The organism is Gemmatimonadota bacterium, assembly GCA_009838845.1.
In the GTDB taxonomy this organism is placed as follows: domain Bacteria; phylum Latescibacterota; class UBA2968; order UBA2968; family UBA2968; genus VXRD01.
This window is the reverse complement of record VXRD01000136.1, coordinates 21,865-26,470: the sequence shown is the minus strand read 5'-3', so window position 1 is coordinate 26,470 and position 4,606 is coordinate 21,865. Positions and strand designations below refer to the sequence as shown.

The 4,606-nt window shown below is 46.1% G+C and carries 6 protein-coding genes and 2 pseudogenes (1 of these 8 cut by a window edge); all 8 read right to left on the bottom strand.

Annotation, left to right across the window (positions count from 1 at the left end; genetic code table 11):
• Positions 1-480: NUDIX domain-containing protein (locus F4Y39_18985; protein ID MYC15814.1), on the bottom strand; the 480-nt coding region annotated here is incomplete at its 3' end.
• Between the two features lie 73 nt (positions 481-553).
• Positions 554-1,093, bottom strand: coding sequence for a dCTP deaminase (locus tag F4Y39_18980; GenBank protein ID MYC15813.1), 540 nt, complete (start codon positions 1,091-1,093; stop codon positions 554-556).
• Positions 1,094-1,107: 14 nt separating this feature from the next.
• Positions 1,108-1,614 (bottom strand): GNAT family N-acetyltransferase, encoded by a 507-nt coding sequence (locus F4Y39_18975; GenBank protein ID MYC15812.1) that lies wholly within the window; start codon positions 1,612-1,614, stop codon positions 1,108-1,110.
• On the bottom strand, positions 1,604-2,416 hold the full coding sequence (locus tag F4Y39_18970; GenBank protein ID MYC15811.1) for a DUF4111 domain-containing protein: 813 nt from the start codon (positions 2,414-2,416) through the stop codon (positions 1,604-1,606). The genes F4Y39_18975 and F4Y39_18970 overlap by 11 nt, the downstream gene beginning before the upstream one ends.
• Before the next feature lie 22 nt (positions 2,417-2,438).
• Positions 2,439-2,564: pseudogene (locus F4Y39_18965) on the bottom strand (GNAT family N-acetyltransferase).
• An 8-nt stretch (positions 2,565-2,572) separates the two neighbouring features.
• Positions 2,573-3,397, bottom strand: coding sequence for an AAC(3) family N-acetyltransferase (locus tag F4Y39_18960; GenBank protein ID MYC15810.1), 825 nt, complete (start codon positions 3,395-3,397; stop codon positions 2,573-2,575).
• 21 nt (positions 3,398-3,418) lie between these two features.
• Positions 3,419-3,763: a RidA family protein gene (locus F4Y39_18955; GenBank protein MYC15809.1), complete on the bottom strand. Its 345-nt coding sequence runs from the start codon at positions 3,761-3,763 to the stop codon at positions 3,419-3,421.
• A 246-nt stretch (positions 3,764-4,009) separates the two neighbouring features.
• Positions 4,010-4,606: pseudogene (locus tag F4Y39_18950) on the bottom strand (class I SAM-dependent methyltransferase) (it continues 90 nt past the right edge of the window).

Here is a 4,606-nt window from a genome sequence, read left to right as displayed (position 1 = left end):
CACCCAACCCGTCAATAACCCGTTGATGCCGATATATCGGACATATCCCAACTCTGCCTCAGAGATACCCAACCCATCCAGTTCACCTATTGGGACAAATGTCGCGTCCTCCTCATAGTCATCATCGCACATCAAATCTGGCACATGTTTGGAAGCGCGGGCGGTATAAATAATTTGAAAAAAGTGAGGGAGATATGGGAACTGGAATCCAGGCGGCTTCGGCTTGAGATGTTCCAGATGGATGAACCCCAGGCGTGAGATAGATTCAACCGTCCAGCCTGTCTCTTCAATAACTTCACGGCGAAGTGTTTGTTCAAAAGTCTCTCCCTCCTCGCGACGACCGCCCGGCAAAATGTGATTGCCCTTACGGTTCCTGAGTACGAGAACAGAATCATTCTGGAAAACGAGACATCGAACAGAAGTTACAAACTGCTCTGATGGCTGTTCATCGGAACAAAAATAACGCACGTGCAAAGGCATCGTCCCATTTGCCCACAGAGCCTCTGTCTCGTGAAAAGGGGTTTTACCCGACAAAAACGTCTGTATATCTTCGTTATGATTCAATGCTGTCTATTCCTTTAAAATCGAGATATAAACGACTGGGTTGAATACCCGTATTATTTTGATACTTTCCACTTTTGTAGGTCTCGAAATCGCCATCCAGCGTATGGTAGTAAATCTGGCAGATTTCTACATTTGGATAGATCCGGACGGGTCGAATACAGAACATCTCCAAAGTCCAGTAGCCCGCGAAGCCCACATCGCCAAAACCTGCGGTTATGTGTACAAACAGCCCCAATCTGCCCACAGATGACCGCCCCTCAAGCATGGGAACATAATTATTCGTCCTGGTAAATTCTACTGTCCTGCCAAGATAGAGCGTTTGGGGTTGCATCTCGTACCCATCATCCGGAATCTGTATAGATCGCGTGCGATTTTTCTCTTTCATATCGAGAACGCCATCCTCGTATATCATAAGTTCATTGGCAAGTGAAAGATTATAGCTATTGGGATTGAGCCTGGCAGGATCAAATGGCTCAATAATGATATCCTTTCCCATTCGCTCGTGAATCATTTTTCCCGACAAAATCATAACGCGCTCCCTGACTATTCTACTTCTGGAAGATCCCTGTACATGATATGCATATAATCTGCAAATCCATGCTTTCTCCAAAATGAATATCCAACGGTATTCATAGAAGCCACTCGAAGTTCAACTCTGTCTATTCCCAGAGACCGAAACCAATCCAACATCTCTTTTAGTATCAACTCTCCAATTCCCTTTCTCCTGTGTTCAGAAGAAACAGCCAAATCTTCAATAGTGCCACAGATCTGCTTGACGAATACGGGAGGATATTTGTCAATCCTCGCTATTCCAAAGCCCAATGGCTTTGCATTCTCAACCGCCATAATCACAAGGGCATCCTCAGCTTCGATCAGTCTTTCCAGATTCTTATCCATGCTCTCTTCTGCACCATCAGACAGGGTATATCTCGAATCAAACGGCAGGTGAAAATCCATGAGTTCTTTCCAGATCTCCAGTATAGCGGGTATATCAGATTTCAAAGCCCTAACAACTTCCATTTTCATCCTCTCCAATATACTATCCGTCATTGACCACCTGACTATATATTTCCGTTTTTAAAACCTCCGAAATTACAAAATCGAGAAAATCTATAGCCTCTTGTCTCGCGTCCAATTCAATACCGTATTGCCATTCCAGAGCATTCCCTACCAGATCACGCCATCTTTCTCCATAGTTCTCCTGCACCCATGACGCAGCCATCTTCTTTGAGCCAACAACGGAGCAAATCACAGTGTGCAGTATTCGACATAGATTCAGAATGAAATACGCTTCGTGGTGGCTATCTCTAAACCACTCCGGGATAAATTTTTTCGGTGCCCATTCCTGAAACAAATCGCGAACGCAGGCTTTTCGCACATCCTCAACATCAACCGGAGGCAACAGCTTCTTAAAACTCGGACCAAATAAAGCAATGGAATGACCATAAAGAAAATATTTGTTGATTATCCATTCATTTCCATAAGGTGCCTCCTCATAAAGGGTACAATCACCACCCCAATACCACGGTCTCGGCTCCGTTGGAGGCATAACACATGGGAGCATATCGACAGGCGTATAAGAACACTCTAACCTCCGCGCCCATTTCTCAAATCTCCCTTCCATATCTCTGTGCAAACGCCCAATGGAATCGAGTTCACATCGAGAAACAGGTCGATGCACAATCACTATAATATCAATATCACTGCTATGGTAGTTAAACGCCCCATGGGACAGCGAGCCAGTTAGATATATCCCGAGTACATTTTTTTCGAGAACGGGAATAACGCCTTTAACGAAAAAGTCTATAATCTCGTTCACATCTGAATATTTCGTAAGGTTGCCAGCAATCATTGGATTGTCTTCGTCTATACTATCACATCAACTTGCGTTTCATGAACACTGCAACTTCACCATCGACATCACTATTGGTATAATAGGACAAATCGACACCCTCGACTTCAAAACCGACGCTGCGATAGAAATCAATGGCTGGCACATTCGATAGGTCTATTTCGATCTATTCTCTTCCAACCAATCAACCGTGAAATCCACGACATCGCGTTGTGGCATGAGTTGACAACTCGCGAGACCAACCTTGCCATGACGCACCACATTCCCTGTATCTGACCGCAAAAAATCCTCACCTATGCGATCAAAATCCGAACTATCGATGTCAACATCTTCAAAGGTAGCCCAGGTCCTTAAACCCGACGCAGAGATCGGAGCGCCCTCCTGCACAATGCGTTTGGTAGAAAAATTCGCCCGATATTCTGCAAGGTGCATAGACGTATTATTTCCGTGACCTACGCCAAGAAGCAGGACAAAACCGTGCAAATCGTAGATTCTCGCAAGCGGCGAATGCTCACCCATGCCAAAAGATAGTGAATGATCATTTACAATATACGACGCTTGAGGCCCATACGCGCAAAATGAGTCCAGCGGATGTGAACTGCGGAGAACCCTTCTCTGCTTGCGAAATGTCTCCGCAATAATCCCCATAGCACGAGTTGGTGTAAGCGCCGGATCGTAAGCCGGCATAGTCTCGCGTATCACCGGCCACCACGACTCGGGCACAGGAGGACTTTCCCACTTGCTCGGCTCGCTCAGACCGGATGAATGGGCGGGCATCACAAGCGTTCCCGTAGAACCCAGAACTTTCTGAAGCGCGGTGACAACCGCCACGGCTCCTCCGCACACCCATCCCATAGCACTCAAAGACGAATGCACCAACACGACCATCCCCGGCCTAACACCAAGCGCGCGAAGATCTGTCTGCAACGATTCAATCGTAGCAGGCATTTTTGTTTTTTCAACAACCTTGTCTTCACTCATTATTTTTTTCCACTGCACCACCTATTTCGCAGCAATCACGACCATCTCTACAAGCGTATCTCCCTCCAGCTTAACCTCCACACAGGCGCGCTGGGGCCAATTGTAGGGACCAATCCAGGCGTCCCAAACCTCGTTCAGGATGGGTTTCTTTGACATATCCGTGATATAAATCGTGACGGAAAGAAGACAAGACTTATCGGTTCCAGCCTCGGCGAGATTCGCATCCAACTGTTCGAGCACCTGCTGGGTCTGGCCCTTGAAATCTGCAGACACGTCCGGTGCGATGACAACCGTATAGACGATGCCATTGTGCTCAACGGACTTGCTGCGGCCAAATGCCTTTCCCGGGTACCGTTTGATAGTCATAAATACTCCAATAGATATTACAACATAAATTTTACTGATCTTGTGACAATTCTATCCACAAGATGGTTTCCGTGATGCACACGATAAGTTTTTTGGGAAGGACCAGGATGACTGGGATAATGGTCTGCGGATTGCCGAACCTGACCGAAAGATAAGAGAAAGGTTGAGTGGGCTGAGTAAGGAAAGGGTTGGGAATGGGTGTATTACATCTCCTTCTGGTATGTAAGACCAGCCTCTTTTTCGTTTTTATTTTCGACAAATGACAAAGTGTTCCATCCACAAATGCCAGATATAATCTACAGATCGAAAACCCGCCTCTTTTAGCCATTCAACCTGAAAAGAAAAACGAGATATTCGATCCCTCTCCGGACTGTCTTCATCTACTTGCTCAATAATCTCACGCACCCGATTCGCCTCTTCAATATCAATCCCAGCTTCTTCGAACCTCTCCTCTCGGCGAAGATTGAGCCGCCTTCGCCATAACTTATAAACATCGTCGTCAAAGCGCGTGGACATGGCATCGATTAAAAAGAACCAGCCACCTGTCTCAAGCACATCGTAAATCTGCCTGAATATGCGGGCCTTATTCTCATCTGTGAGATGATGGATTGTCGAAAACGATGCAACGAACTGAAAAGATTCCAAATCTTCTGGTAGCCCCTCATTGAGATCTCTCTGAAGAAACTCTACGCGATCTGAATGCGTGCCCACTTTCCGAGCCGCAAATCTCATCATCTCATCTGAAAAATCGATAGCCACACACGTTGCTTTTGGATATTTCATCAGAACACTATTGAGAAATATACCCGTTCCACATCCCAAAGCGAGCATTCGAAATTCCGT

Coding starts and splice junctions, on each gene's coding strand:
- F4Y39_18980 (MYC15813.1), bottom strand. CDS start 1,093: ATGATTTTGTCGGGAAAAATGATTCACGAGCGAATGGGAAAGGATATC.
- F4Y39_18975 (MYC15812.1), bottom strand. CDS start 1,614: ATGACGGATAGTATATTGGAGAGGATGAAAATGGAAGTTGTTAGGGCT.
- F4Y39_18970 (MYC15811.1), bottom strand. CDS start 2,416: ATGATTGCTGGCAACCTTACGAAATATTCAGATGTGAACGAGATTATA.
- F4Y39_18960 (MYC15810.1), bottom strand. CDS start 3,397: ATGAGTGAAGACAAGGTTGTTGAAAAAACAAAAATGCCTGCTACGATT.
- F4Y39_18955 (MYC15809.1), bottom strand. CDS start 3,763: ATGACTATCAAACGGTACCCGGGAAAGGCATTTGGCCGCAGCAAGTCC.